The sequence below is a fragment of the Burkholderia sp. BKH01 genome, from assembly GCF_025685725.1.
Classification (GTDB): Bacteria; Pseudomonadota; Gammaproteobacteria; order Burkholderiales; family Burkholderiaceae; genus Burkholderia; species Burkholderia pyrrocinia_C.
In genome coordinates this window covers 53,190-76,632 of sequence record NZ_JAOTQT010000029.1, presented here as the reverse complement: position 1 = coordinate 76,632, position 23,443 = coordinate 53,190, and the positions used below count along the sequence as shown (strand labels likewise).

Genomic DNA, 23,443 nt, shown 5'->3' with positions numbered 1-23,443 from the left:
GTCATTTCCGAATTGCAGCATGCGCATTCGGCGTCTAGCGTTTACGGGATCGACTCCGCACGACCGTCACCCGACCTGAAAGGACGCCCCGCCATGCCAAGCCGTTCCCCGAAACGCGACATGCTGCTGGCCCTCGCGGCCGGCCTTTCCTTCTCGGCTTTCACGTTGCCGGCTTACGCCGACGATGCGGCCGGACTCGCGCCGCCCGAGCCTGCGACGCCCGTGCTGTCGACGACCGCGACCGGCGTGCAGATCTACGCATGCGAATACGACAATGAACACCGGCTCGCGTGGGCGTTCCAGCGCCCGGAGGCGACGCTGTTCGACGCTGGCGGCACGCTCGTCGTCCGGCACGGCGCCGGGCCGTCGTGGGAAGCGCTCGACGGCAGCCGCATTACCGGCAAGAAACTCGCGGAAGCGCCGAGCGCACGCCCGAACAGCATTCCGCAACTGCTGCTCGCCGCGACGCCGGCCGCAACCGGCACGCTGGCCGGCGTGCGCTTCGTGCAACGGCTCGATACCGCGGGCGGTACGCCGCCGGCCGCGACGTGTGCGACCGAGCATGCGATCGGCCGCTTTCCGTATTTCGCGCGATACGTGTTCCTGAAGTAACGCACGGCGGCGTCCCCAAGCGCGGACGCCGCCTTCAGATTGCTCGCCGCCCATCCATTTGATCAGTTATCCTGCATTTATGGATCGGATACGCGGCATCTTCATCGTCGTCGTTCCGGCTACGAAATGATGCGCGCGCGTCAGCGTATCCGCATCGACAGCTCGACATCGCCGCCGAACGGCACCGACAGATAGCCGTTTTCCGGCGCGCGCACGTAGGCGAGATAGTCAGGGCTGTATTCCGCGTTGTCGGCAACGACGAACGCACGCGCCCCAAGCCGCGGTTCGACCAGCGCGAGTATCTCGGGATACAGCGCCTTCGCGCCGTCGAGCAGCAGCAGGTCGACCGTATCCGGAAGATCGGCCGCCAGCGTGCGCAGCGCATCGCCTTCGCGAATCTCCACGAGATCGGCGAGCCCGGCGGCCGTCAGGTTCGCCCGCGCGCGTACGACCTTCGACGGCTCGAACTCGCTCGTGATCAACCGGCCGCCGCCGTTGTCGCGCAGCGCGGCCGCGAGATGCAGCGTCGAAATGCCGAACGACGTGCCGAATTCGACGATCGCCCGCGCGCCGCTGCTGCGCGCGAGCATGTACAGCAGCGTGCCCGTGTCGCGCGATACGGCAAGCGGATAGTCCTTCAGGCGCGCATAGAAATCGACGTAGTCGGTCTTGCTGCGCATCAGCCGCGCATGCTCGTCGTGCGACAGGTCGGCAAAGTCCGGGCTCGTCGCGGGTGACGACGCGTCGGCCTCGTCGAACAAGCGGTCCAGCAGCGCAGCAAGCGGGTCGAGAATCAGGGTGGTCATGCGAATCTCCGGTATCGGGTTGAGTGCGTCGTTGCACCCGATTAGAATATGACGAACTATTCAGGTTTTACTATTCGCATTGGCAGAACGCTCATGACCAACCGCCGGAACGCCCGGATCGCCACGCGCAAACAGCCCCAGCAGGCCCGCTCGACGCGTCTCGTCGAAGACGTCCTCCAGGCCGCTGTTCAGGTTTTGGCGAGCGAAGGCGCGCAGCGCTTCACGATGGCGCGGGTCGCCGAGCGCGCCGGCGTCAGCGTCGGCTCGCTGTACCAGTACTTCCCGAACAAGGCGGCCGTGCTGTTCAGGCTGCAGCACGACGAATGGCGGCAGACGTCCGAGATGCTGCGCGCAATGCTGGAGGACGCGCGTCAAACGCCACTCGAGCGGCTGCGCACGGCCGTCCACGCGTTCATCCGCTCGGAATGCGACGAGGCGCGCATGCGCATCGCGCTCGACGACGCCGCGCCGCTCTATCGCGACGCGCCCGAGGCTCAGGAAGCGAAGGCGGCCGGCAACCGCATCTTCCAGGCGTTCATGCGGGAGGCGCTGCCCGATGCGCCGGATGCCGCACGTGCGCTCGCGTGCGACCTGATCACCACCACGCTCGCCACGGCCGGCAAGGCGTTTTCGGAAAGCGAGCGCACGCCCGCGGAAATCGACGCGTATTCGGCGGCCATGGGCGACATGTTTTGCGCGTACCTCGAGCGTCTCGCGCACGACTGATGCCTGGACGGGAGCAAGATCCGCACACGCGCGACGCGCGTTATCGTCCCGATGCAGGTTGCGCGCAGCGCGCGAACCGCCACGTGCGCAGCCGCTTCCGCCAGCCCTCCCGGTCACGACGAAAGACTTTCGTAATATTCGATGCACCACCCGCTTCTGCCCTGCCCGCCGACCCCGCACTCAAATAGTCGCGTTAACGGATTCGAACTAGGCGTATACACGCGTTCCGGCACGACGAAGCCCCGTTTCACGCCGATATAAGCGCTGCGACATGCGCTGCATGCTTTTCCCCCAATGGGACGTGATGGGCGGTTCGCCTAACCTTCGCTACGGCAAAGCACACGTGACGGGGTCGACCACACCACGCATCGTACGACGCGACACACTCTCGATCGTTTCGATTCGCGCGTAACGGCACGGATCACGCGTCATTCGTCCCCACGACGTTGCCGACAATTCCAACCAGATTCGAGACACCCTGACGACGGCTCGCTACGGGCCGTTTCAGCATGCTGATAAAGGAGCAAGCTCATGAGTGATACCCCGGTGCAGCCGACGGTCGGCGTCGGCGCGGAAGAAACTGACTTTGGCACCACGGGAGTCATCGACCGGTACTTCGGCATTTCGTCGCGCGGCAGCACGCAGCGCCGCGAAATCATTGCCGGCGTGACCACGTTCCTCGCGATGGTCTATTCCGTGTTCGTCGTGCCCGGCATGTTCGGCAAGGCCGGCTTCGACACGAGCGCCGTGTTCGTCGCGGTCTGCCTCACCACCGCGTTCGGCTCGCTGCTGATGGGCCTGTGGGCGAAGCTGCCGATCGCGATCGGCTGCGCGATCTCGCTGACCGCGTTCACCGCGTTCGGCCTCGTGCTCGGCAAGGGGCTGCATCCGACGGTCGCGCTCGGCGCCGTATTCCTGATGGGCCTCGTGTTCACGGGCATCTCGGTCACCGGCGTGCGTTCGTGGATCCTGCGCAACCTGCCCGCGGGCGTCGCGCACGGCACCGGCATCGGCATCGGCCTGTTCCTGCTGCTGATCGCGTCGAACGACGTCGGCCTCGTGATCAAGAACCCGGGCGCCGGCCTGCCGGTCTCGCTCGGCCAGATCACCGCGTTCCCGGTCATCATGTCGGTCGTCGGCCTCGCCGCGATCTTCGGCCTCGAAAAGCGTCGCGTGCCGGGCGGCATCCTGCTCGTCGTGATCGCGATCTCGGTGTTCGGCCTCGTGTTCGACCCGGCCGTGAAGTACCACGGCATCTTCGCGCTGCCGTCGCTGAGCGCACCGGGCCATGCGTCGCTGATCGGCGCGATGGACATCAAGGGCGCGTTGTCGATGGCCGTGCTGCCGAGCGTGCTCGCGCTGGTGATGACTGCCGTGTTCGACGCGACCGGCACGATCCGCGCGGTCGCCGGGCAGGCCGGCCAGCTCGACGAGAACGGCCGCATCATCAACGGCGGCCGCGCGCTGACCGCCGATTCGCTCAGCTCGATCTTCTCCGGCTTCCTCGGCGGTGCACCGGCGGCGGCCTACATCGAGTCGAGCGTCGGCGTGGCCGCGGGCGCGAAGACGGGCCTCGCGGCGGCCGTGGTCGGCCTGCTGTTCCTCGTCGTGATGTTCTTCTCGCCGCTCGCGGGCCTCGTGCCGTCGTACGCCACGGCACCCGCGCTGATGTACGTCGGCCTGCTGATGCTCGGCAGCGTGAGCAAGCTGCACATGGACGATATGGTCGACGCGATGTCGGGCCTCGTGTGCGCCGTGTTCATCGTGCTGACCGCGAACATCGTGACGGGCATCATGCTCGGCTTCTCGACGCTCGTGATCGGCCGCATCGCGAGCGGCGAATTCCGCAAGCTCAACGTCGGCACCGTGCTGATCGCGGCCGTGCTCGTCACGTTCTATCTCGGCGGCTGGGCAATCTGACCGCGGATCATGCGCGACGTCGCCGGCAGAAGGACGGCGCGCATCGGGGCGACAACGTCTCCTCCACCATCATCGTTGATGGTCTCCAGGCCTGGGAACGCGAGTTTCCAGGCCTTTTTTGTCGATGCAGCTCGGTGCGACGCGCATCGCCGAAGCGGCGCGACGCAAACTCGCGGCCGGTGCTACGATCACATTTTGCCTTCAGGAGCCGCCATGAACGCGCTCGGCATCGTCTCCGAATCGAGCACCCGGACCTCGGCGCGCAAGCCGCCGTTCATCCCGTCGTTCGGCTTCCACGAAGTGCATGAATCGCAGCCGATCGATGCCGAGCCGGCCCGTATCATCGACGCGGTCGCGTCGCTCGACATGCGCGCCGATCCGGTCGTCGACGCACTGATGACGGTGCGCGAATTCCCGGCGGCCGTCGTCGACACGCTTCGCAACGGGCCGGCCCGAAATGAACGCGCGCGCTTCGGCTTCCATACGTTCACGCTGCTGCACCGCGACGACACGTCGCTGTCGCTCGGCCTCGTCGGACGCTTCTGGCGCCCCGCGCCCGACGTGCGCGCCATCGCCGATGCAACGGCCTTCGTCCGGCACGACGACCCGCGCGACGCGAAGCTGGTGCTCCGGTTCGAAGTCGTCGGGCTGTCCTCGGGTGCGCACATCCTGCGTACCGAAACCTTCATCCACTGCCCGATCGCACGAACGCGGCGGCTATTCACGCCGTACTGGCTAGCGATCCGGCCGGGGAGCGGCTGGATCCGTCGCCGCTTGCTGGCGGCCGTCGAAACGGCGCTGGCGTAGGCAACGCATCAAAACGGCTTGATCACGACCAGCCCGACGACGATCCCCGTCGCGACCACGACAGCGCCCGCTGCCTGACCGAGCCATTGCGCGGGCACGACGACGAGATCGTCGCGTTCCATGCGCCGCAGCGTGCCGGCCAGCATCCCGTGCAGCGCCGACAGCGCGACGACGACCGCGAGCTTCACCGACAGCCACGCAGCGCCGAACCAGTGCCCGCTCAACGCGATCGCAATCCCCGTGATCCAGACGAGCGCGAGCGCGGGCGCCGTCACCGAACGATCCCAGCGCCGCACCGCGCGATGCACGGCGAGGTTGGCGATACGAACGCCGACGGACAACATCAGCAGCCCGCCGACGAACGTGACGACGGCGACGACATGCGCGGCCTTGAGCAGCAGGTAGATCATTGCGCGTGCCTCCTGCGCGCGATCCATCCGGCGCTCGCCAGCCCCGCGAACGGCACGACGGCCGACAGCACGAGCCGCGCGACGTCGCCCTTGCTCCACAGCCCGCTCGACGCGGTGCCGACGACCGCCCACACGTACATCGCGAAAGCGATGCCGTGAATCGGGCCCATGATCGATACCGCGACCGGATAACCGGCCAGGTGCTTCAGCGGCACGGCGATGCACACCAGCACGACGAGCGTGGTCGCCTCCAGCAGCGACAGGTACTGCAGGTTGCGCAACGCATTACGATCGTCTTGTTTCATCGATGGGCCTCCAGGTTGGTCAGCCGCAATTATGGCGTGTGGTACGGGCCCGATCCATTGGCTAGAATGCCATCTTTAAACGGATTCTGGCCACGGCCTGGAACGCCATGCATACGGTCACCGTCCTCGCTTTGCCCGATGTCGTCCCGTTCGATCTGGGCGTCGCATGCGACACGTTCGCGCGCGTGCGTTCGCCCGGCGTCGAGCATGCGTACCGCGTGCGCGTGTGCAGCGAGCATGCGCGCGTTGCCGGCGACCTGTTCGAACTGCGGCCCGCGTTTCGTCTCGATGCGCTCGCCGACACCGACACGATCGTCGTCCCCGGCACGTCCGTGCCGCTCGCGCCGACGTCGCGCCGCGTGATCGCGGCACTGCGCGCGGCGGCCGCGCGCGGTTGCCGGATCGCGTCGATCTGCAGCGGCGCGTTCGTGCTCGCGGAAGCCGGGCTGCTCGACGGCCTGCGCGCGACAACGCACTGGCTGGCGGCCGGCGAACTCGCGCGCCGCTACCCGAACGTGACGGTCGACCCGAACGTGCTGTTCATCGACAACGGCCGGATCCTGACGTCGGCCGGCGCGGCGGCCGGCCTGGATCTGTGCCTGCACATGATCCAGGCCGACTACGGCGCGGCGGTCGCCGTCGACGCCGCACGCTACGCGGTGGCGCCGCGCGTGCGCGAAGGCGGCCAGGCGCAGTTCATCGCGCCGGAATGGCCGGCCGGCACCGACGGGCTGCAAAGCCTGATGGACTGGCTGCTGGCCAACCTGCGCAAGCCGCTCACGCTCGACGCGATGGCCCGCCAGGCGGCGACGAGCGTGCGCACGCTGACGCGGCGCTTTCAGGAGCAGACGGGCACGTCGCCGCGGCAATGGCTGCAGACCGCGCGCGTCAGGCATGCGCAGCAGTTGCTGGAAGTCACGGAGCTGTCGATCGAACATGTGGCGACGGAAGCCGGATTCGGTTCGGTGACCGCGTTTCGCGAGCGGTTCGCGCGCATCGTCGGCACGTCGCCGCAGCGGTATCGCCACGCGTTCCGCGCGCGGTCCGGCGCATGACGTTCGTGCTGCGCATCGGCACGCGATGCTTCGATCCGACGACGTGAACCCACGCGCATAATCGTCAGGATGGCTACCGGAAGCCGCCGCCCCCGCCACCTCGCCCGCCAAAGGCACCCTTTCGCGCCAACCGGACCCGACCGATGACCCGCATCCGCAATCCCCTGAACATCGCACAGCTCCAGGCATTCGTCTCCGCCGCGCATCACAAGAGCCTGCGCGCCGCCGCACGCGAACTCGGCGTCACGCAGCCCGCGATCACGCACACGATCCGCGAACTCGAAACGGCGCTCAACGCGGAGCTGCTCGCGCGCAGCGTGCGCGGCGTCGAGCTGACCGCCTGCGGCCATGCGCTGCTGCCGCGCGCCGAGCAGTTGCTCGGCGACATCCGCCGTACGGTCGAGGCCGTCGAGCAGGTGAAAGGCGAGATGTCGGGGCGCGTCGCGGTCGGCACGATGCCGTCGATCGCGCTGACCGCGCTGCCGCACGCGGTGACGGCGTTCCGCCGGTCGATGCCGAACGTCAGCCTGCATCTCGAGGAAGTGACGGTGCCCGACGCGCTCGCGCAGTTGCGCAACGGCACGCTCGACATCGCCGCGATGCACCACGTGCCCGCGCTCGACCGCGATTTCACGCAATCGCCGCTGCTGTCGACCGAATTCACCGTCGTGATGCGCGAAGGCCACCCGCTCGCGCATGCGCGCCGATTAGAGGAACTGCTCGACGCCGAGTGGATCGTCACCGTCGGCGCCGAGCAGTTTCCGCACAGCGTGATGGTCGGGATGTTCGAGGCGCGCGGGCTGCCGCTGCCGAAACGCCTGCTGAGATCGCCGATGTCGTTCGCGGTGACGCTCGGGCTCGTCGCGCGCTCGGACGTGATCGGCTGCTTCACGCGCCCGCTCGCCGCGATGGTCGCGCCGCTCGGCATCCGCACGGCCGAACTTGACGAAAGCATGCCGCGCTTCGACCTGTCGATCATCGCGCGGCGCGACATGCTGCCCACGCCCGCCGTTTCGCAATTCGTCACGTGCCTGCAGCGCGCGGTCAACGAAACGCTCGGCTGAATCGTTCCTGTGTCTGAAACGGTCGCGCGCAGCTGCGCGCCGCCGCCGGGCCCGGTATCGGGGCTTGTCCTAGGCGCCCTGCCGGTATTTTGTCTTGATAATCTCCGCACGTCGCGCGCCCGCATCGGGCGGGCGAAACGGACAGTCCGGCGCGAAGCCGTGCCGGACCGAAGGCTTACGGCGCGGCACAACCGCGCACCCATCGAACAAAACGAGGAGTCACCGAGTGAAAAAGATTCTTGCGGCTGTGACCGTTGCCCTGCTCGCCGTATCGGCCGGCAGCGCGTATGCGAAGGACTGGACGACCGTGCGGTTCGGCGTCGACGCAAGCTACCCGCCTTTCGAATCGAAAGGCCCCGACGGCAAGGTGGTCGGCTTCGACGTCGATCTCGGCAACGAAATCTGCCGCCGCATGAACGCGAAGTGCGTGTGGATCGAAAACGACTTCGACGGGATGATCCCGGCGCTGAAGGCCCGCAAGTTCGACGGCGTGCTGTCGTCGATGTCGATGACGCCGGCGCGTGAGGAACAGATCGGCTTCTCGGCGAAGCTGTTCAACACACCGACGCGCCTCGTCGCGAAGAAGGGCGCCGGCCTGCTGCCGACGGCCGAATCGCTGAAGGGCAAGTCGATCGGCGTCGAACAGGGCACGATCCAGGAAACCTACGCAAAGACCTACTGGGCGGCGAAGGGCGTGAAGGTCGTCCCCTACCAGAACCAGGACCAGGTCTATGCCGACCTGATCGCGGGCCGTCTGGACGGCGCGCTGCAGGACGCGGTGCAGGCCGAGATCGGCTTCCTGAAGACGCCGCGCGGCGCGGGCTTCGATTTCGCCGGCAAGGATATCGACGATCCGAAGACGCTCGGCAACGGCGCCGGCATCGGCCTGCGCAAGGAAGACACCGACCTGAAGGCGAAGATCGACGGCGCGATCGCCGGCATGCGCAAGGACGGCACGTACGACAAGATCGCGAAGAAGTACTTCGATTTCGACGTCTACGGCAAGTAATACGGCAAGCAAGCGAGCAATTCGCTTCGAAGCAAACGGGCTCCGCGAGGAGCCCGTTTTTTTTCCGCGCCAACCCCATGATTCTCAAGGAAAAACAGCGTGCTCCGGCACCGGTTTGATGGCGGCGACGCAGGCAACGTACAATCGATCTTCCACGCACACCGGATCATTCGCGGCTGCGCCGCACTCCCCTCATCATGCAAACGCAGACCCATCCGCTGATTTCCCCCGCCGTCGGCACCGAACGCCAGATCACGAGCTTCCACTACGGCCCGCGCGGCGGCAAGAAGGTCTACATCCAGTCGTCGCTGCACGCGGACGAACTGCCCGGCATGCTGGTCGCCGCGCTGCTGCGCCGCAAGATCGCCGCGCTCGAGACGGCCGGCAAGCTGCGCGGCGAAGTCGTCATCGTGCCCGTGCCGAACCCGATCGGCCTGTCGCAACACGTGTTCGGCGATCACCTCGGCCGCTTCGAGCTCGGCTCGATGCAGAACTTCAACCGCAATTTCTACGATCTCGCCGCGCTCGTGCTGCCGCGCGTCGAAAGCCGGCTCACGAACGACGCGCAGCGCAACCTCGTCGCCGTGCGCGCCGCGATGCGCGAAGCGCTCGACGAGCAGAAGCCGCGCACCGAGCTCGACTCGCAGCGCCTCGCGCTGCAGAAGCTGTCGTTCGACGCCGATATCGTGCTCGACCTGCACTGCGACAGCGATGCGGTGATGCACCTCTATACGAATCCCGATCTGTGGCCGGACGTCGAGCCGCTGTCGCGCTACCTCGACGCGCAGGCATCGCTGCTCGCGCTGAATTCGGTCGGCAACCCGTTCGACGAGATCCACAGCTTCTGCTGGTCGGATCTGCGCAGCCGCTTCGGCGACCGCTTCCCGATCCCGAACGGCGCGATTTCCGTCACGGTGGAACTGCGCAGCGAACGCGACGTGTCGTACGAGTTCGCCGAAAAGGATTCTCAGGCGATCGTCGAATACCTGACCGAGCGCGGCGTCGTCGACGGCACGCCGGCGCCGCTGCCGCCGCTCGCGCACCCGGCCACGCCGCTCGCGGGCACCGATCCGCTCGTCGCGCCGGTATCGGGCGTGATCGTGTTCCGCACGCCGGTCGGCGCGATGATCGAGGCCGGCCAGGAAGTGGCCGACATCGTCGATCCGCTGACCGATCGCGTCGTCACGCTGAAGAGCAGCGTGTCGGGCGTGCTGTATGCACGCCAGATCGTGCGCTTCGCGACGGCCGGCATGGAAGTCGCGCGGATTGCCGGCGCAACCGCGATCCGCACGGGCTCGCTGCTGTCGGCCTGAGATCGGCCCGCGCGCCGGGTAACGGCGCGCATCGACGCGTTCCAGCACGCACCAATGAAATCGCCCGCTTGCGCGGGCGATTTGCTTTCCGATAGGCCCGGCGATCCGCGCCGGGCGGCGGCACGCGTGAACGTTCAGAACGCCGGCACGATCGCGCCGCCGAACTTCTGGTCGATGAACTTGCGCACGTCGTCCGATTCATAGGCCGCGACGAGCTTCTTCACCCACGGCTTGTCCTTGTCCTGCGCGCGCACCGCGATCAGGTTCGCGTACGGCCCGCGCAGATCCTCGATCGCGATCGCATCCTTCACCGGCGTGAGCCCCGCCTTCACCGCGTAATCGGTGTTGATCGACGCGGCATCGACATCGGGCAGCGCACGCGGCAGCTGCGCGGCGTCGAGTTCGACGATCTTGATCTTCTTCGGATTCTCGGCCACGTCGAGCGGCGTCGCGTTCACGCCGTTCGTGCCGGCGCCCGGCTTGAGCTTGATCACCCCGTATTTCTGCAGCAGCAGGAGCGCACGGTTGCCGTTCGACGGATCGTTCTGGATCCCGACCTTCGCGCCCACCGGCAAGTCCTTCAGCGACTTGATCTTCTTCGAATAGAAGCCCATCGGCGCCGTATAGGTGAGCCCGACGTTGACGATCCTGTAGCCGCGCTGCTTGATCTGGCTGTCGAGGAACGGCTGGTGCTGGAAGCCGTTCGCGTCGAGGTCGCCCGAATCGAGCGCCGCGTTCGGCTGCACGTAATCGTTGAATTCGATGACCTTGATCGCAAGCCCTTCGCGCGCGGCCACTTTCGTCACTTCGGTCCAGATCTGCGCGTCGGGGCCGCTCATCGTGCCGATCTTCAGCGTTTGCGAGTCGGCGTGCGCGCCGGGCGCCGCGAATGCCAGCGCCGCGGCGAGTGCGCCGAGGCCGGTCAGGATCGAACGTCGCATGGTGTCCTCTTGTCCCGTGTCGTTGTTGAAGCACGGATCGTGGCACGGGGCCCGAACAGCACCAACCAAGCTTATTTCATGTGCATATTCCCGATCCGGATCGAATCTCAGCCGAAATCGGTATAACTCCCTGCTATACAACCGGGCAGAATCCAATGTCGCATCGGCGCCACACATTCTTCATATGACCGTCGCTGTCATATTCATTACGTGGCCCGCCGATAAAGTTGCCGCCGGTCCGTGAAAGCGCCCACAGAGAGCGCCGGAACCGCAACTGGACACGCCATTTATTCGCTCGGAGAATCCTTTGAACAAGAAACTGTTGACCATCGCCGCCCTCGCAGCAACGGCCGGCACGGCACACGCGCAAAGCAGCGTGACCCTGTACGGCGTCATCGATGCCGGTATCAGCTACGTGAACCACAGCAAGACCGCCAACGGCGGCTCGGGCAAGCTGTTCAAGTACGACGACGGCGTTGCCCAGGGCAGCCGTTGGGGCCTGCGCGGCACCGAAGACCTCGGTGGCGGCCTGAAGGCGATCTTCGTGCTCGAAAACGGCTTCAACAGCGGCAACGGCACGATCGGCCAGGGCGGCGCGATCTTCGGTCGCCAGGCTTACGTCGGCCTGAGCCAGTCGCAATACGGCACGGTCACGTTCGGCCGTCAGTACTCGTTCTCGACCGACGTCCTCGGCTCGAACTACTCGACGGGCGGCAACACGGTCGCGGGCAACTACGCGTACCACGTGAACGACGTCGACCAGCTCACGTCCAGCCGCATCAACAACTCGGTGAAGTTCCAGAGCGCGAACTACGCGGGCTTCACGTTCGGCGCGTTGTACGGCTTCTCGAACTCGACCGACTTCGCCGGCGCACCGGCCACGACGTCGGGCACGACGACGACGGCAGGCTCGTCGCGCGCATACAGCTTCGGCCTGAACTACGCGAACGGCCCGTTCGCCCTCGGCGCCGCGTACACGGACATCCGCTTCCCGAGCCAGTCGACGCCGGCGTTCTCGACGACGATCGCGAACATCAGCACGGGCAACATCCGCGACCTGCGCACGTATGGCGTCGGCGGCCGCTACATCTTCGGCCCGGCGACCGCATGGCTGCTGTGGACGCGCACGCAGTTCACCCCGCTCGCGAGCGGCGCATCGGGCACGTTCTACAACGCATACGAAGCAGGCCTGAAGTACGCGATCACGCCGGCCCTGTCGGCAGCCGCCGGCTACACGTATACGAACGCGACGCAGAGCGGCAGCTCGGCGCACTGGAACCAGGGCAACCTGGCGCTCGACTACGCGCTCAGCAAGCGTACGGACGTGTACGGCCTCGTCGTCTACCAGAAGGCGTCGGGCAACAACGTGCAGGCGCAGATCGGTTCGAGCACGAGCTACTTCAACACGTCGGGCAACGGCTCGTCGAACCAGCTCGCCGCTCGCGTCGGCATCCGTCACAAGTTCTAAAGCATCCGCTTAACTCGCGGATCACGACGGCAAGAAGCGCCCCGCTCCATGCGGGGCGCTTTTTTATCTGCTTTTAAGTTTCGCTTAATTCTGGGCTGAGAGGATGCTCTCACCCCCCCTGTTGGCCGCCTGAGCATCGGCGGCTTTTTTTTTTAAATGCCGACGGCGCCGCCATCGATTGCCAACAAGACAGGATCGGAGGCCATGATGATCGAAGATACCGTTTTCAGCCATCTGCACGCGATTCTGACGTGCCAACACTCGCTGCCGGTCCAGAGTTGCCGCGTATCGGTAGAAATGCAGCGCCCGTGGGGCCGCCCGTACCGGCTCGTCGAATGGACGATGCATCTCGACGCGCCCGCGCGGCGCCAGATCGTGCCGGCCGAATCGACCGACGAAGAGATCGCCGAGGTCGTCGCGTCGCACGTGCCGGGCCGGCTTTACGGCGACGGCCGGCTGCAATTCTGAACGGCTCCCTGTTCCACCCGCTTCCCGTGTTTCGGCCGCCCCGCACGCATCGTGCGGCAGTCGGTCTCGTTTGACGCGGCAACGAAACCTGCTACGCTGCGCGTTTTCGTCCACGCAACACACGATGGAAAACGCATTCAACGAACGCGGCGTCATGATCACGCGCAACGGCCTGTCGGCCGCCGGGCAGGTATTCGCACTGCGTGATATCCGCCATGTCGACGTCGTCAAGATTCCGAAAAACCGCGTCGTTCCGGCGCTGATCTCGCTGATCGGCGTGGCCGCCGCCATCGCAGGCGGCATCGGCGCATCGAGCGCCGCACTCGTCGTCGGCGTGATGCTCGCCGTCGTCGGTTATCTCGCCTGGACCACGCAGGACGTCACGTATCGCCTGATGGTCGAGATGCCCGACGGCAAGCGCGAAGCGCTGTCGAGCGTCGATGCCGAATTCGTCGAACGCGTCGCGCAGGTCGTGCGCGATGCGCAAGCCGCGACGGCTGCCGGCTGATTCCGTTCGCATCCCTGCACGCTTCGGCTCGCGGTCCGCGAATGCGCACGGCGCGTGGCGCGTTTCGGCTCGCGCGGTGCATCGCTGCATCGGGCCGAAGCATCATCATCGAATCGCATTCCCACCGCATCCTCGCAAGCCCCGCGCCTGCGCTGCGTACGCCGACCGCCTAGTATGGAAAGAGCGGCCCGCCGCCGCATCGTCCGAGGAGGTCGGCATGAACGTCCAATTGCTGTCCGGCATGCTTCGCGCGCAGGAACTGCTGCTCGTGTCGATGATCCGCGCGCTTCCCCTTGACGAACGCCGTGCGCTCGTCGATCTCTACACCGAACAGATCGCGTTCGCCGAACAGGCGGGCCTCGAAAGCCACAGCGATCGCGCAACGCACGATGCGTTCATCGCGCATGCGCGCAACCTGCTGATCCGCATCGAAGCGCTGGCCTAGCGCTGGCGCGCCTGCGCGTTTCTCCGGAATATCCCGCCGCGGCTCACTCGAGCCGCGCAGGTAAGCGCTCACCCGCATGGGCCGCTTGTCGTCCTTGTATTGATAATGATTCTCATTTACACTGGTGAAATCATCAGTTTCCTTTCAATTCGCCGTTCGCCGCATCCCGCGCGCGGACGGGCCAGCCAGGTGAACGCGTCACCCAGCCAGCCTTCGGGCTTGTTTTCGTCAATGGGAGACCACCTGTGCATTGCTATCCGCTGGCGCGGCGGCCGATCTGCGCCGCGCTGTTCGGCGCGTTCGGCCTGTCCGCCGCCCCGGCTCACGCCGATTCGTCGCCGCAAGGCGCCAACCCGCCTCCTGCTGTCCTCGTCGCCGCGTCCGCGCGCGGCGATGCGGCGCTGCTCGACCCCGTCACCGTCACGGCCACCCGCACCGCCACCGCCGCGAGCCGCACGGCGGCGTCGGTGTCGGTGATCACCGACGAGGATCTCGAGGAACAGCAGGCCACGAACATCAAGGACGCGCTGCGCTACGAGCCGGGCATCACGGTGCGCCGCACCGCTTACCGCCCCGGCAGCGCCGCGCTCGGCGGCGGCCGCGACGGCGATTCGAGCATCAACATCCGCGGCCTCGAAGGCAATCGCGTGCTGCTGATGGAAGACGGCATCCGTCTGCCGAACGCGTTTTCGTTCGGGCCGCTCGAAGCGGGGCGCGGCGACTACGCCGATCTCGACACGCTCAAGCGCATCGAGATCCTGCGCGGGCCGGCCTCGGCGCTCTACGGCAGCGACGGCCTGACCGGCGCCGTGAACTTCATCACGAAGGATCCGCGCGACCTGCTGTCGATCTACCACAAGCCCTATTACTTCTCGTTCCGGCCGAGCTACGACTCGGCCGACCGCAGCATCGGCGCGACCGTGTCGGCCGCGGGCGGCAACGACCGCGTGCAGGGGATGATCATCGCCGACGGCCGGCGCGGCCACGAGGTCGACACGCGCGGCGGCAACAACTCGGCGAGCACGCTGCGTACGACGTCGAACCCGCAGGACGTCTATTCCGAATCGCTGCTCGGCAAGCTCGTGCTGACGCCCACCGCGCGCGACACGATCAAGTTCACCGCGGAAACCGTGCAGCGGCGCGTGAGCACCGACGTGCTGTCCGCGATCAATCCGCCGAATACGCTCGGCCTCACGACGAACGACCGGCTCGAGCGCAACCGCTTCAGCGTCGACTACGACTTCCGCGACGACACGTTCCGCTGGTTCCAGACCGCGCACGTGCAGTTCTACTACCAGGACGCGAAGCAGGATCAATACGCGTTCGAGACGCGCGGCGCGCCGCTGAAGTCGCGCTCGCGCGACAACCAGTACAAGGAACGCACGTTCGGCGGCTCCGCGTTTGCCGAAAGCGGTTTCGCGACGGGCCCGCTCGCGCACAAGCTGCTCTACGGCGTCGACGGCAGCCTGTCGCGCGTGACGAACATGCGCGACGGCACGGTGCCGGGCGTCGGCGAAGCGTTCCCGAACAAGGCGTTCCCCGACACCGACTACACGCTGTTCGGCGCGTTCGTGCAGGACCGGATCGGCTACGGCCGCCTGCTCGTCACGCCGGGCCTGCGCTTCGACACGTACCGGCTGAGCCCGACCGGGAACGATCCGCTGTTCACCGGCAAGGCCGTGTCGACGAGCGCGAACGAACTGTCGCCGCGTGTCGCCGTGCTCTACGAGATCACACCTGCTGTCATTCCGTACGTGCAGTACGCGCACAGCTTCCGTGCGCCGACGCCCGACCAGGTCAACAGCAGCTTTTCGAACCCGGTGTACGGCTATACGTCGATCGGCAATCCGAACCTTAAGCCCGAGACGAGCGACACGTTCGAAGCGGGCCTGCGCGGCAAGGCAGGCACGGGCTACGGCGTCGTGCGCTACAGCGCGGCCGCGTTCACGGGCCGCTACCGCAACTTCATCTCGCGCACGACGATCGCCGGCAGCGGCCGGCCGGCCGACCCGTTCGTATTCCAGTACGTGAACTTCGCCGACGCGCGCATCCACGGCCTCGAGGGCCGCGCCGAATGGGCGATGCCGAACGGCATCACGCTGAAGACGGCGATGGCGTTCACGAAGGGCTCGACGCAGAACGACGGCGCGGCCAGCCAGCCGCTCGACACGGTCAACCCGTTCTCGGCCGTGTTCGGCGTGCGATACGAGCCGGGCGAGCGCTGGTTCGTGCAGACCGACCTGCTGTTCCAGGCCGCGAAACGCGGCAAGGACATCGACAAGTCCGACTGTTCGAACAAGGCGTGCTTCACGCCGCCGTCGTCGTTCGTCGTCGACCTGCGCGGCGGCTACCGCTTCAGCAAGCACGTGAGCGCGACGATCGGCATCCGCAACCTGTTCGACCGCAGGTACTGGAACTGGTCCGACGTGCGCGGCATCGCGGCCGATTCGCAAGTGCTCGATGCGTATACGTCGCCCGGACGCACGGTCGCCGTCAGCATGAAAGTGGATTTCTGATGCGCGACACCCGCGCTGCCACCCCAACCGTTACTTGAAGGAGTCCGTCATGATGCAATCCGCCCTTCCCGGCCAACCGGCCGGTCCGGCCCGCACGGCCGCCGCATTGCGCGACGCGTTCATCAAGCTCAAGACCGAACGCCAGCTTCGCAACCGCGACGTCGCGCAGGCGCTCGGCGTCAGCGAAGGCGAGGCGCTCGCCGCGTTCGTCGGCGAGCACGTCGTGCGGCTCGACGCGCGCTTTCCGGCGATGTTCGAGGAAATGCCGCGCCTCGGCCGCGTGATGGCGCTCACGCGCAACGACACGGCCGTCCACGAAAAGGACGGCGAATATGCGCAGATGAGCCATGACGGTCCCGTCGGCCTCGCGCTCGGCGACATCGACCTGCGGATCTTCTATCGCCACTGGGTGTCGGCGTTCGCGGTGCGCGACGAGACCGCGCACGGCCCGCTGAAGAGCCTGCAGTTCTTCGACGCGCAGGGCCGCGCGATCCACAAGGTCTACCTGCGTGCGCACAGCGACCACGCCGCGTACGACGCCTTCGTCGAACGCTGGCGTGCGCCTTCGCAGGAGCCGGGCCTCGACGTCGCGACCGCCGCGCCGAAGACGCCCGAGCGCGCCGACACCGAGATCGACGTCGCGGGATTCCGCGCCGCGTGGGACACGATGACCGATACGCACCAGTTCTTCGGCATCACGCAGCGCTTCGCCGTGAGCCGCATGCAGGCACTGCGCCTCGCCGATCCGCAATACGCGTATCCGGTCGAAACCGCGCGTGCGCTGCGTCACGTGCTCGAACGGGCCGCGCAAAGCGGCCAGTCGATCATGGTGTTCGTCGGCAATGCGGGGATGATCCAGATCCATACGGGCCCCGTCGCGAACGTGCGTGAGGTCGGCGCGTGGATCACCGTACTCGACCCGGGTTTCAACCTGCACGTGCGCGAGGACCTGATCGCCGCAGCTTGGGTCGTGAAGAAACCGACGAGCGACGGCATCGTCACGTCGCTCGAACTGTTCGACCGGCAGGGCGACCACGTCGCGCTGCTGTTCGGCGAGCGCAAGCCCGGCAAGGTCGAACGCGACGACTGGCGCGCGCTCGTCGCGACGCTGCCGCCGGCCGCACGCGGGGACGCGCGGTGAGCGCGCGATCGTTCGATCCGCGGCGCCGTGCGGTGCTGGCGAGCGCGGCGGCCGGCGCGCTCGCCGGCGCGCTGCCGGGTAGCGTGCTTGCACAGGCTGCGCAGGCCGCGCCGAAACGCGTGGTCGTGATCGGCGGCGCGCTCGCGGAAACCGCGTTCGCGCTCGGCGGCGCCGAAACGCCTCGCTACCGGCTCGTCGGCGCCGATACGACCTGCACGTACCCCGACGCCGCGAAGCGCCTGCCGAAAGTCGGCTACCAGCGCGCGCTGTCGGCCGAGGGGCTGCTGTCGCTACGGCCCGATCTCGTGCTCGCGTCGGCGGAAGCCGGCCCGCCCGCTGCGATCGCGCAGGTGAAAAGCGCCGGCGTCGCGGTGACGACGTTCGACGAACGCCACGACGTCGAGTCGGTGCGCGCGAAGATCACCGGCGTCGCGCAGGCGCTCGACGTGCGCGATGCGGGCGCCGCGCTGCTGCAGCGCTTCGATCGCGACTGGCAGGCCGCGCGCGACGCGATCACCGCGCACGCGCCCGGCGGCGCGCAGCCGCCGCGCGTGCTGTTCGTGCTGAACCATACCGGCAACCAGGCGCTCGTCGCCGGCCAGCGCACGGCCGCCGACGCGATGATCCGCTATGCGGGCGCGCGCAACGCGATGCAGGGCTTCGATCACTACAAGCCGCTGACGACCGAGGCGCTCGCGGCCGCCGCGCCCGACGTCGTGCTGATCTCCGACGAAGGGCTCGCGGCCGTCGGCGGCCGCGCCGCGCTGCTCGCCACGCCCGGCTTCGGTGCGACGCCGGCCGGCCGCGCGCAACGCGTGGTATCGCTCGATGCGCTGTTCCTGCTCGGCTTCGGCCCGCGCCTGCCGCTCGCCGTCACGACCCTGCACCGACGCCTGTCGGATGCGCTCGCCTGATTCCGGACCACCCCGATGCCCGCTCACGCTTCGCCTTTCCACGCGCGGTCGCCCGCCTCGCGCTCCGGCGCCGCGCGCGTCGGCACGTCGCGCCGCTTCGCGCCGTTCGCGCTGGCCGCGCTCGCGTGCCTCGTGTGCGCAATTTCCGTCGTCGCGCTGTGCGTCGGCGCGTACCGCATTCCGCTCGCGGAGGCATGGGCCGCGCTGACCGGCGATGCGGCCGCGCGGCAGGCACGCGCGGTGCTGTTCGACATCCGCGCGCCGCGCGTCGCGCTCGCGCTGCTGGTCGGCGGCGGCTTCGGCGCGACCGGCGCCGCGATGCAGGCGCTGTTCCGCAATCCGCTCGCCGATCCGGGGCTCGTCGGCGTGTCGAGCGGTGCCGCACTCGGCGCGACGACGATGATCGTGCTCGGCCCCGCCCTATTTGCCGCGCACGTGAGCGCGGCCGCATTGCCCGTCGCGGCCTTCGCGGGCGCGCTCGCGGTCGCCGCGCTCGTCTACCGGCTCGCCGCATCGCGCGGCCGGCTCGCGCTGCCGCTGCTGCTGCTCGCCGGCATCGCGATCAATGCGCTGATCGGCGCGGCGATCGGGCTGCTCACGTTCATCGCCGACGACGCGCAACTGCGCTCGCTGACCTTCTGGAGCCTCGGCAGCCTCGGCGGCGCGCAATGGTCCGCGCTGGCGGCCGTCGCGCCGTGCGTCGCGATCGGCTGCGTGCTGCTCGCGCGCGAACGCAATGCGCTGAACGCATTGCAACTCGGCGAAACCGAGGCACTGCATCTCGGCGTGCCGGTGCAGCGACTGAAGCGGCGCGTGCTCGTCGCGGTCGCGCTCGCGGTCGGCGCGCTCGTGTCGTGCGCGGGCATCATCGGCTTCATCGGGCTCGTCGCGCCGCATTGCGTGCGACTCGCGTGCGGCCCCGACCAGCGCGTCGTGCTGCCCGGCGCCGCGCTGCTCGGCGCGCTGCTGACGCTCGCCGCCGATCTCGCCGCGCGCACGGTCGCCGCGCCCGCCGAAATCCCGCTCGGCGTGCTGACCGCGCTGCTCGGCGCGCCGTTCTTCCTCGCGCTGCTGTGGAAGAGCCGCGGCGCGCTCGGCGGGTAACCCTTCCGTCACGACGACCATGCTGACCGCCCACCACCTCGACGTCGCCCGCCGACACACCGCCATCCTTCGCGACCTGTCGCTGTCGATCGAGCCCGGCCGCGTGACCGCGCTGCTCGGTCGCAACGGCGCAGGCAAGAGCACGCTGCTGAAGACCTTCGCCGGCGAACTGACCGGCAGCGTCGCACCGAACGGCGTGCGCGTGACGGGCGACATCACGCTGAACAGCGAACCGCTCGCGCGTATCGACGCGCCAAGGCTCGCATGCCTGCGCGCGGTGCTGCCGCAGGCCGCGCAACCGGCCTTCCCGTTCAGTGTCGACGAAATCGTGCTGCTCGGCCGTTATCCGCATGCGCGGCGCAGCGGTGCGCGGCACGTGATCGCGCACCGCGATCGCGACATCGCGTGGCGCGCGCTCGAACGCGCGGGTGCCGACGCACTCGTCGGCCGCGATGTCACGACGCTGTCGGGTGGTGAACTCGCACGCGTGCAGTTCGCGCGTGTGCTCGCGCAACTGTGGCCCGACGACGATGCGACGAAAAGCGGCCCGCGTTACCTGCTGCTCGACGAGCCGACCGCCGCGCTCGATCTCGCGCATCAGCACCGCTTGCTCGATACCGTGCGTGCGGTCGCACGCGAATGGCGGCTCGGCGTGCTCGCGATCGTGCACGACCCGAACCTCGCCGCGCGACACGCGGATACGATCGCGATGCTCGCCGACGGCACGATCGTCGCGCACGGCACACCACGCGACGTGATGACGCCCGCGCATATCGCGCAGTGCTACGGATTCGCGGTGAAGATGGTGGAAACCGGCGACGGTACGCCGCCGGTGATGGTGCCTGCGTAGCGCGGGCGCTTACTGCACGGCCGTCGTGTCGCTCGACGTCCTGCGCTGCCTTCAACAGCGACTTTCACCCGACATCATTCAGGCATCGCCTTCGAGGAGATCGAGACTGAATTTCTGCGCACGAGCCACGCTCAATGCTCGACATCCGCCGCGCCGAAGGTCCGCATCTTCCACCCGAGCCGCACCGCAAGCATTCGCATCGAGAATCCGGCCGCCAGCGCGACCACCGTCGCGAAGCCCGCATCGATGCCGAGATGCTGCATCCCGACATACAGCGTGCCCGTGACGAACGCGACGCTCGCGTACAGCTCCTCGCGCAGGATCAGCGGCATCTCGTTGCACAGCAGGTCGCGCAGCATCCCGCCGCACACGCCCGTGATCGCACCGGCCAGCACGACGATGATCGGCGCCGTGCCGGTCGACGCGCCGATGTCGCAGCCGATGATCGTGAACGCCGCGAGGCCGATCGCGTCGACGGTGACGAACAGCGTCTTCATTTTCGCGACATGCCGGGCGACCCATGACGCGACGGTCGCCGCAACGAGCGTGATCACGAGGTATTCGGGATGCGCGATCCAGCCGAGCGGATAGTGGCCGAGCAGCACGTCGCGCACGGTGCCGCCGCCGAGCGCCGTCACCGCGCCGACGAGCGCGAGCCCGAAGCGGTCCATCCCGCGCCGCATGCCCATCAGCGCCCCCGACATCGCTTCCGCGACGATCGCAATCAGATAGAGCGTATGCATGGTGCGTGTCAGTCGTCGGTCCGGAACAGGTCGAGCACGCGTTCGCGCTCGGCCGCATCGACCGCGGCGGGCATCGGCTCGTCGGGCCTGCCGTTGTCGCCCGCTGCGTCCGACGCGTCCTGCACCGCCGCGCCGCCGCATGCAAAACGGCTGCGGATGTACGGCGGCACGTCGGCCGTGCACGTGCCGCGCGTGTATTCGGCGTAGACGAAGTCGCCGTCGACGAGCGCGACGTCCTGCGGCGGCGAAGCATCGACCGGCGTGCGTCCGTCGACGGCCGTCTTCATGTAGTCGAGCCAGACCGGCAGCGCCAGCGTCGCGCCGGTCGCGCGCCCTATCGGGCGCGGCGTGTCGTAACCGAGCCACGCGACCGCGACGATGCCCGACGAGTAGCCGGCGAACCATACGTCCTTCGACCCGTTCGACGTGCCCGTCTTGCCGGCCGCGTCGTCGCGGCGCAGCGCGAGCGCGCCGCGCGCGGTGCCGGCCCGCACGACGTCGCGCAGCATGCTGTCCATCACGAACGCGTTGCGCGCCGACACGACACGCTCGCCTGCCGGCGCGGTCGCCTCGTACATCGCGCCGCCGTGACGCTGCTTCACCGACAGGATCAGGCGCGGCTCCATCCGCGTCCCGCCGTTCGCGAACACGCCGTACGCGCTCGCGAGTTCAAGCGGCGTCACGGCGCCCGCGCCGAGCGCGAGCGGCAGCGACGCCGGATTGCGCTGCGCGTCGAAGCCGAAGTGCACCGCGTGCTGCTGTACGTAACGCGCATCGGTGGCCTGCATCAGGCTGACCGCGACCAGGTTCTTCGAGCGCACGAGCCCGCGCCGAACCGGAATGAAGCCCTCGTAGCGGTTGCCGAAATTGCGCGGACGCCACGGCCGTGCGCCGGTTTCGGCATGCGTGAGCGTGCGCTGCGTATCGTCGACGAGCACGCCCGGGAAGTAGCCCTTCTCCAGTGCCGCCGAATAGACGAACGGCTTGAAGCTCGAACCCGGCTGGCGATACGCCTGCAGCGCATGATCGAACACGTTGCGATTGAAATCCGCGCCGCCGACGAGCGCGAGCATGTCGCCGGTGGCCGCATCGAGCGATACGAGCGCGCCTTCGAGCCCGTTGCGCGCATCGCGCTTCGCGCGTGGCTGCCGACTCAGCGTGCGGTCGAGTGCGGCTTCGGCCGCGCGCTGGTCGCGCATCGACACCGTCGTCGTCACGTCGAGGCCGAGCGTATAGGCATCGTCGTGAAAGCGCTCGACCATCATGCGGCGCGCGCGCTCGGCAACGTACGGCGCGGCGACGATCCCGGGCGGCGGCGTGGTCGCCAGCGCGATCGGCGCGTCGACGGCCGCGCGATACGTCGCGTCGTCGAGCTGGCCGAGCGCATGCATCCGGCCGAGCACATAGTTGCGCCGCGCGGTCGCGCGCGCCGGATTGACGACCGGGTTGAACGCGGACGGCGCCTTCGGCAGCCCCGCGAGCACGGCCGCCTCGCCTGCGCTCAGCGCGTCGAGCGGCTTGCCGAAATACACGTTCGCGGCCGCCGCGAAACCGTACGCGCGCTCGCCCAGGTAGATCTCGTTCATGTACAGCTCGAGCAGTTTGTCCTTGCTGTATTCGCGTTCGAGCTTGGCCGCCATCAGGATCTCGGCGAGCTTGCGGCTCAGCACCTTGTCGCGCGTCAGGTAGAAGTTGCGCGCGACCTGCATCGTGATCGTGCTGCCGCCCTGCCCGGGCTGCCCCGTCACGAGGTTCGCGAACGTCGCGCGCGCGAGGCCGCCGAAATCGACCGCGCCGTGTTGGTAGAACTTCGCGTCCTCTGCCGCGAGCAGCGCCTGCCGCATCAGCGGCGGGATACGTTCGAGCGGCACGAACTCGCGCCGCTCGACGCCGTATTCGGCCAGCAAGTCGCCATCGCGCGAGAAGATCCGCAGCGGCAGCGCGGGACGATAGACGGCCAGGTGCTCGACGGACGGCAACTGCGTCCAGATGCGCTGGATCGTCCATGCGCCGATGCCCGCGCACGCGAGCGTCAGGCCGAGCAGCGCGCCCGCGAGCGTGCGCCATACGCGTCGGCGGCGCGGCGGCGCGGGTTGCGGCTGAGGGGAAGCGGTGTGTTCGGTCATGTCGGGCTCCTTCTTCGATGCCGCGACGGCCGGTGCGCGACAGGCGCCTGCCGATCGCAGAAGGCGCGCATTGTCGAAGGGATGACGCGAAACCGGAACATTCTTTAGCCAAAGTTTGGCAGGCTGAATTTTATTTAGGAAAGTGCGCCGGGCCCGTTCGCGCGTCTCGCGTCGGGCGCGTACCTGATCAAC

The 23,443-nt window shown here is 67.9% G+C and carries 23 protein-coding genes; 17 read left to right on the top strand and 6 right to left on the bottom strand.

All coding sequences use genetic code 11. The features are described from left to right. Positions 1–93: 93 nt before the first annotated feature. Entirely contained in the window at positions 94–612 is a 519-nt protein-coding gene (locus OEJ37_RS29970; RefSeq protein ID WP_174419141.1) for a DUF3455 domain-containing protein, read from the top strand. A 140-nt stretch (positions 613–752) separates the two neighbouring features. Here OEJ37_RS29970 and OEJ37_RS29965 read toward each other — a convergent pair whose 3' ends face one another. Next, on the bottom strand, positions 753–1,418 hold the full coding sequence (locus OEJ37_RS29965) for an O-methyltransferase (protein WP_175917091.1): 666 nt from the start codon (positions 1,416–1,418) through the stop codon (positions 753–755). A 93-nt stretch (positions 1,419–1,511) separates the two neighbouring features. Here OEJ37_RS29965 and OEJ37_RS29960 point away from each other — a divergent pair, with 93 nt between their 5' ends. The 3 genes from OEJ37_RS29960 to OEJ37_RS29950 all read left to right on the top strand — a co-directional run bounded on the left by OEJ37_RS29960 (position 1,512) and on the right by OEJ37_RS29950 (position 4,871). Continuing rightward, entirely contained in the window at positions 1,512–2,144 is a 633-nt protein-coding gene (locus OEJ37_RS29960; protein WP_263348192.1) for a TetR family transcriptional regulator, read from the top strand. A 531-nt stretch (positions 2,145–2,675) separates the two neighbouring features. Beyond that, the gene (locus OEJ37_RS29955; protein ID WP_105391069.1) at positions 2,676–4,064 is read left to right on the top strand and encodes an NCS2 family permease; all 1,389 of its coding nucleotides are present in this window, start codon (positions 2,676–2,678) and stop codon (positions 4,062–4,064) included. A 213-nt stretch (positions 4,065–4,277) separates the two neighbouring features. Further along, entirely contained in the window at positions 4,278–4,871 is a 594-nt protein-coding gene (locus tag OEJ37_RS29950; RefSeq protein ID WP_263348277.1) for a hypothetical protein, read from the top strand. Between the two features lie 8 nt (positions 4,872–4,879). Here OEJ37_RS29950 and OEJ37_RS29945 read toward each other — a convergent pair whose 3' ends face one another. Beyond that, complete coding sequence (locus OEJ37_RS29945; RefSeq protein ID WP_175749562.1) at positions 4,880–5,281, bottom strand: CopD family protein; 402 nt, start codon at positions 5,279–5,281, stop codon at positions 4,880–4,882. Beyond that, on the bottom strand, positions 5,278–5,586 hold the full coding sequence (locus OEJ37_RS29940; protein ID WP_111019019.1) for a DUF3817 domain-containing protein: 309 nt from the start codon (positions 5,584–5,586) through the stop codon (positions 5,278–5,280). Before OEJ37_RS29940 ends, OEJ37_RS29945 begins: the two co-directional genes overlap by 4 nt. A gap of 107 nt (positions 5,587–5,693) precedes the next feature. Here OEJ37_RS29940 and OEJ37_RS29935 point away from each other — a divergent pair, with 107 nt between their 5' ends. The 4 genes from OEJ37_RS29935 to OEJ37_RS29920 all read left to right on the top strand — a co-directional run bounded on the left by OEJ37_RS29935 (position 5,694) and on the right by OEJ37_RS29920 (position 10,027). Then, positions 5,694–6,641, top strand: coding sequence for a GlxA family transcriptional regulator (locus OEJ37_RS29935; protein ID WP_263348187.1), 948 nt, complete (start codon positions 5,694–5,696; stop codon positions 6,639–6,641). A gap of 143 nt (positions 6,642–6,784) precedes the next feature. Then, positions 6,785–7,705: a LysR substrate-binding domain-containing protein gene (locus OEJ37_RS29930; RefSeq protein WP_172902964.1), complete on the top strand. Its 921-nt coding sequence runs from the start codon at positions 6,785–6,787 to the stop codon at positions 7,703–7,705. A 226-nt stretch (positions 7,706–7,931) separates the two neighbouring features. Further along, entirely contained in the window at positions 7,932–8,714 is a 783-nt protein-coding gene (locus OEJ37_RS29925) for an ABC transporter substrate-binding protein (RefSeq protein WP_175917094.1), read from the top strand. Positions 8,715–8,911: 197 nt separating this feature from the next. Continuing rightward, a complete protein-coding gene (locus tag OEJ37_RS29920) occupies positions 8,912–10,027 on the top strand; it encodes a succinylglutamate desuccinylase/aspartoacylase family protein (RefSeq protein WP_174419148.1) in 1,116 nt (371 codons plus the stop codon). A gap of 134 nt (positions 10,028–10,161) precedes the next feature. On the opposite strand, the gene OEJ37_RS29915 is transcribed toward OEJ37_RS29920, so the two are convergent. After that, positions 10,162–10,968 (bottom strand): MetQ/NlpA family ABC transporter substrate-binding protein, encoded by an 807-nt coding sequence (locus tag OEJ37_RS29915; RefSeq protein ID WP_263348179.1) that lies wholly within the window; start codon positions 10,966–10,968, stop codon positions 10,162–10,164. Between the two features lie 307 nt (positions 10,969–11,275). Between OEJ37_RS29915 and OEJ37_RS29910 the strand changes: the two genes are divergently transcribed. The 9 genes from OEJ37_RS29910 (at position 11,276) to OEJ37_RS29870 (ending at position 20,382) form a co-directional block, all read left to right on the top strand. Next, positions 11,276–12,436 carry a porin gene (locus OEJ37_RS29910; protein WP_034181707.1) on the top strand — a complete coding sequence of 387 codons (1,161 nt, stop codon included), beginning with the start codon at positions 11,276–11,278 and terminating at the stop codon, positions 12,434–12,436. 207 nt (positions 12,437–12,643) lie between these two features. Next, positions 12,644–12,904, top strand: coding sequence for a DUF2866 domain-containing protein (locus OEJ37_RS29905; protein WP_011548992.1), 261 nt, complete (start codon positions 12,644–12,646; stop codon positions 12,902–12,904). Positions 12,905–13,028: 124 nt separating this feature from the next. Beyond that, positions 13,029–13,412, top strand: coding sequence for a DUF6232 family protein (locus tag OEJ37_RS29900; RefSeq protein ID WP_263348172.1), 384 nt, complete (start codon positions 13,029–13,031; stop codon positions 13,410–13,412). A gap of 217 nt (positions 13,413–13,629) precedes the next feature. Then, on the top strand, positions 13,630–13,857 hold the full coding sequence (locus tag OEJ37_RS29895) for a hypothetical protein (protein ID WP_034181704.1): 228 nt from the start codon (positions 13,630–13,632) through the stop codon (positions 13,855–13,857). A 245-nt stretch (positions 13,858–14,102) separates the two neighbouring features. Continuing rightward, entirely contained in the window at positions 14,103–16,373 is a 2,271-nt protein-coding gene (locus OEJ37_RS29890; protein ID WP_263348169.1) for a TonB-dependent hemoglobin/transferrin/lactoferrin family receptor, read from the top strand. Between the two features lie 49 nt (positions 16,374–16,422). Next, positions 16,423–17,514 (top strand): hemin-degrading factor, encoded by a 1,092-nt coding sequence (locus tag OEJ37_RS29885; RefSeq protein WP_263348166.1) that lies wholly within the window; start codon positions 16,423–16,425, stop codon positions 17,512–17,514. After that, positions 17,511–18,428, top strand: coding sequence for a hemin ABC transporter substrate-binding protein (locus tag OEJ37_RS29880; protein WP_175917099.1), 918 nt, complete (start codon positions 17,511–17,513; stop codon positions 18,426–18,428). The genes OEJ37_RS29885 and OEJ37_RS29880 overlap by 4 nt, the downstream gene beginning before the upstream one ends. A 15-nt stretch (positions 18,429–18,443) precedes the next feature. Further along, a complete protein-coding gene (locus OEJ37_RS29875; protein ID WP_175917100.1) occupies positions 18,444–19,532 on the top strand; it encodes a FecCD family ABC transporter permease in 1,089 nt (362 codons plus the stop codon). A gap of 19 nt (positions 19,533–19,551) precedes the next feature. Continuing rightward, positions 19,552–20,382: a heme ABC transporter ATP-binding protein gene (locus tag OEJ37_RS29870; protein ID WP_175917101.1), complete on the top strand. Its 831-nt coding sequence runs from the start codon at positions 19,552–19,554 to the stop codon at positions 20,380–20,382. 131 nt (positions 20,383–20,513) lie between these two features. Here the strand turns inward: OEJ37_RS29870 and OEJ37_RS29865 are convergent, their stop codons facing one another. Beyond that, positions 20,514–21,125 (bottom strand): trimeric intracellular cation channel family protein, encoded by a 612-nt coding sequence (locus OEJ37_RS29865; protein WP_175917102.1) that lies wholly within the window; start codon positions 21,123–21,125, stop codon positions 20,514–20,516. Between the two features lie 8 nt (positions 21,126–21,133). Continuing rightward, positions 21,134–23,251 (bottom strand): penicillin-binding protein 1A, encoded by a 2,118-nt coding sequence (locus OEJ37_RS29860; RefSeq protein ID WP_263348158.1) that lies wholly within the window; start codon positions 23,249–23,251, stop codon positions 21,134–21,136. Positions 23,252–23,443: the final 192 nt, after the last annotated feature.

Coding starts and splice junctions, on each gene's coding strand:
- OEJ37_RS29970 (WP_174419141.1), top strand. CDS start 94: ATGCCAAGCCGTTCCCCGAAACGCGACATGCTGCTGGCCCTCGCGGCC.
- OEJ37_RS29965 (WP_175917091.1), bottom strand. CDS start 1,418: ATGACCACCCTGATTCTCGACCCGCTTGCTGCGCTGCTGGACCGCTTG.
- OEJ37_RS29960 (WP_263348192.1), top strand. CDS start 1,512: ATGACCAACCGCCGGAACGCCCGGATCGCCACGCGCAAACAGCCCCAG.
- OEJ37_RS29955 (WP_105391069.1), top strand. CDS start 2,676: ATGAGTGATACCCCGGTGCAGCCGACGGTCGGCGTCGGCGCGGAAGAA.
- OEJ37_RS29950 (WP_263348277.1), top strand. CDS start 4,278: ATGAACGCGCTCGGCATCGTCTCCGAATCGAGCACCCGGACCTCGGCG.
- OEJ37_RS29945 (WP_175749562.1), bottom strand. CDS start 5,281: ATGATCTACCTGCTGCTCAAGGCCGCGCATGTCGTCGCCGTCGTCACG.
- OEJ37_RS29940 (WP_111019019.1), bottom strand. CDS start 5,586: ATGAAACAAGACGATCGTAATGCGTTGCGCAACCTGCAGTACCTGTCG.
- OEJ37_RS29935 (WP_263348187.1), top strand. CDS start 5,694: ATGCATACGGTCACCGTCCTCGCTTTGCCCGATGTCGTCCCGTTCGAT.
- OEJ37_RS29930 (WP_172902964.1), top strand. CDS start 6,785: ATGACCCGCATCCGCAATCCCCTGAACATCGCACAGCTCCAGGCATTC.
- OEJ37_RS29920 (WP_174419148.1), top strand. CDS start 8,912: ATGCAAACGCAGACCCATCCGCTGATTTCCCCCGCCGTCGGCACCGAA.
- OEJ37_RS29915 (WP_263348179.1), bottom strand. CDS start 10,968: ATGCGACGTTCGATCCTGACCGGCCTCGGCGCACTCGCCGCGGCGCTG.
- OEJ37_RS29905 (WP_011548992.1), top strand. CDS start 12,644: ATGATCGAAGATACCGTTTTCAGCCATCTGCACGCGATTCTGACGTGC.
- OEJ37_RS29900 (WP_263348172.1), top strand. CDS start 13,029: ATGGAAAACGCATTCAACGAACGCGGCGTCATGATCACGCGCAACGGC.
- OEJ37_RS29895 (WP_034181704.1), top strand. CDS start 13,630: ATGAACGTCCAATTGCTGTCCGGCATGCTTCGCGCGCAGGAACTGCTG.
- OEJ37_RS29885 (WP_263348166.1), top strand. CDS start 16,423: ATGATGCAATCCGCCCTTCCCGGCCAACCGGCCGGTCCGGCCCGCACG.
- OEJ37_RS29875 (WP_175917100.1), top strand. CDS start 18,444: ATGCCCGCTCACGCTTCGCCTTTCCACGCGCGGTCGCCCGCCTCGCGC.
- OEJ37_RS29870 (WP_175917101.1), top strand. CDS start 19,552: ATGCTGACCGCCCACCACCTCGACGTCGCCCGCCGACACACCGCCATC.
- OEJ37_RS29865 (WP_175917102.1), bottom strand. CDS start 21,125: ATGCATACGCTCTATCTGATTGCGATCGTCGCGGAAGCGATGTCGGGG.
- OEJ37_RS29860 (WP_263348158.1), bottom strand. CDS start 23,251: ATGACCGAACACACCGCTTCCCCTCAGCCGCAACCCGCGCCGCCGCGC.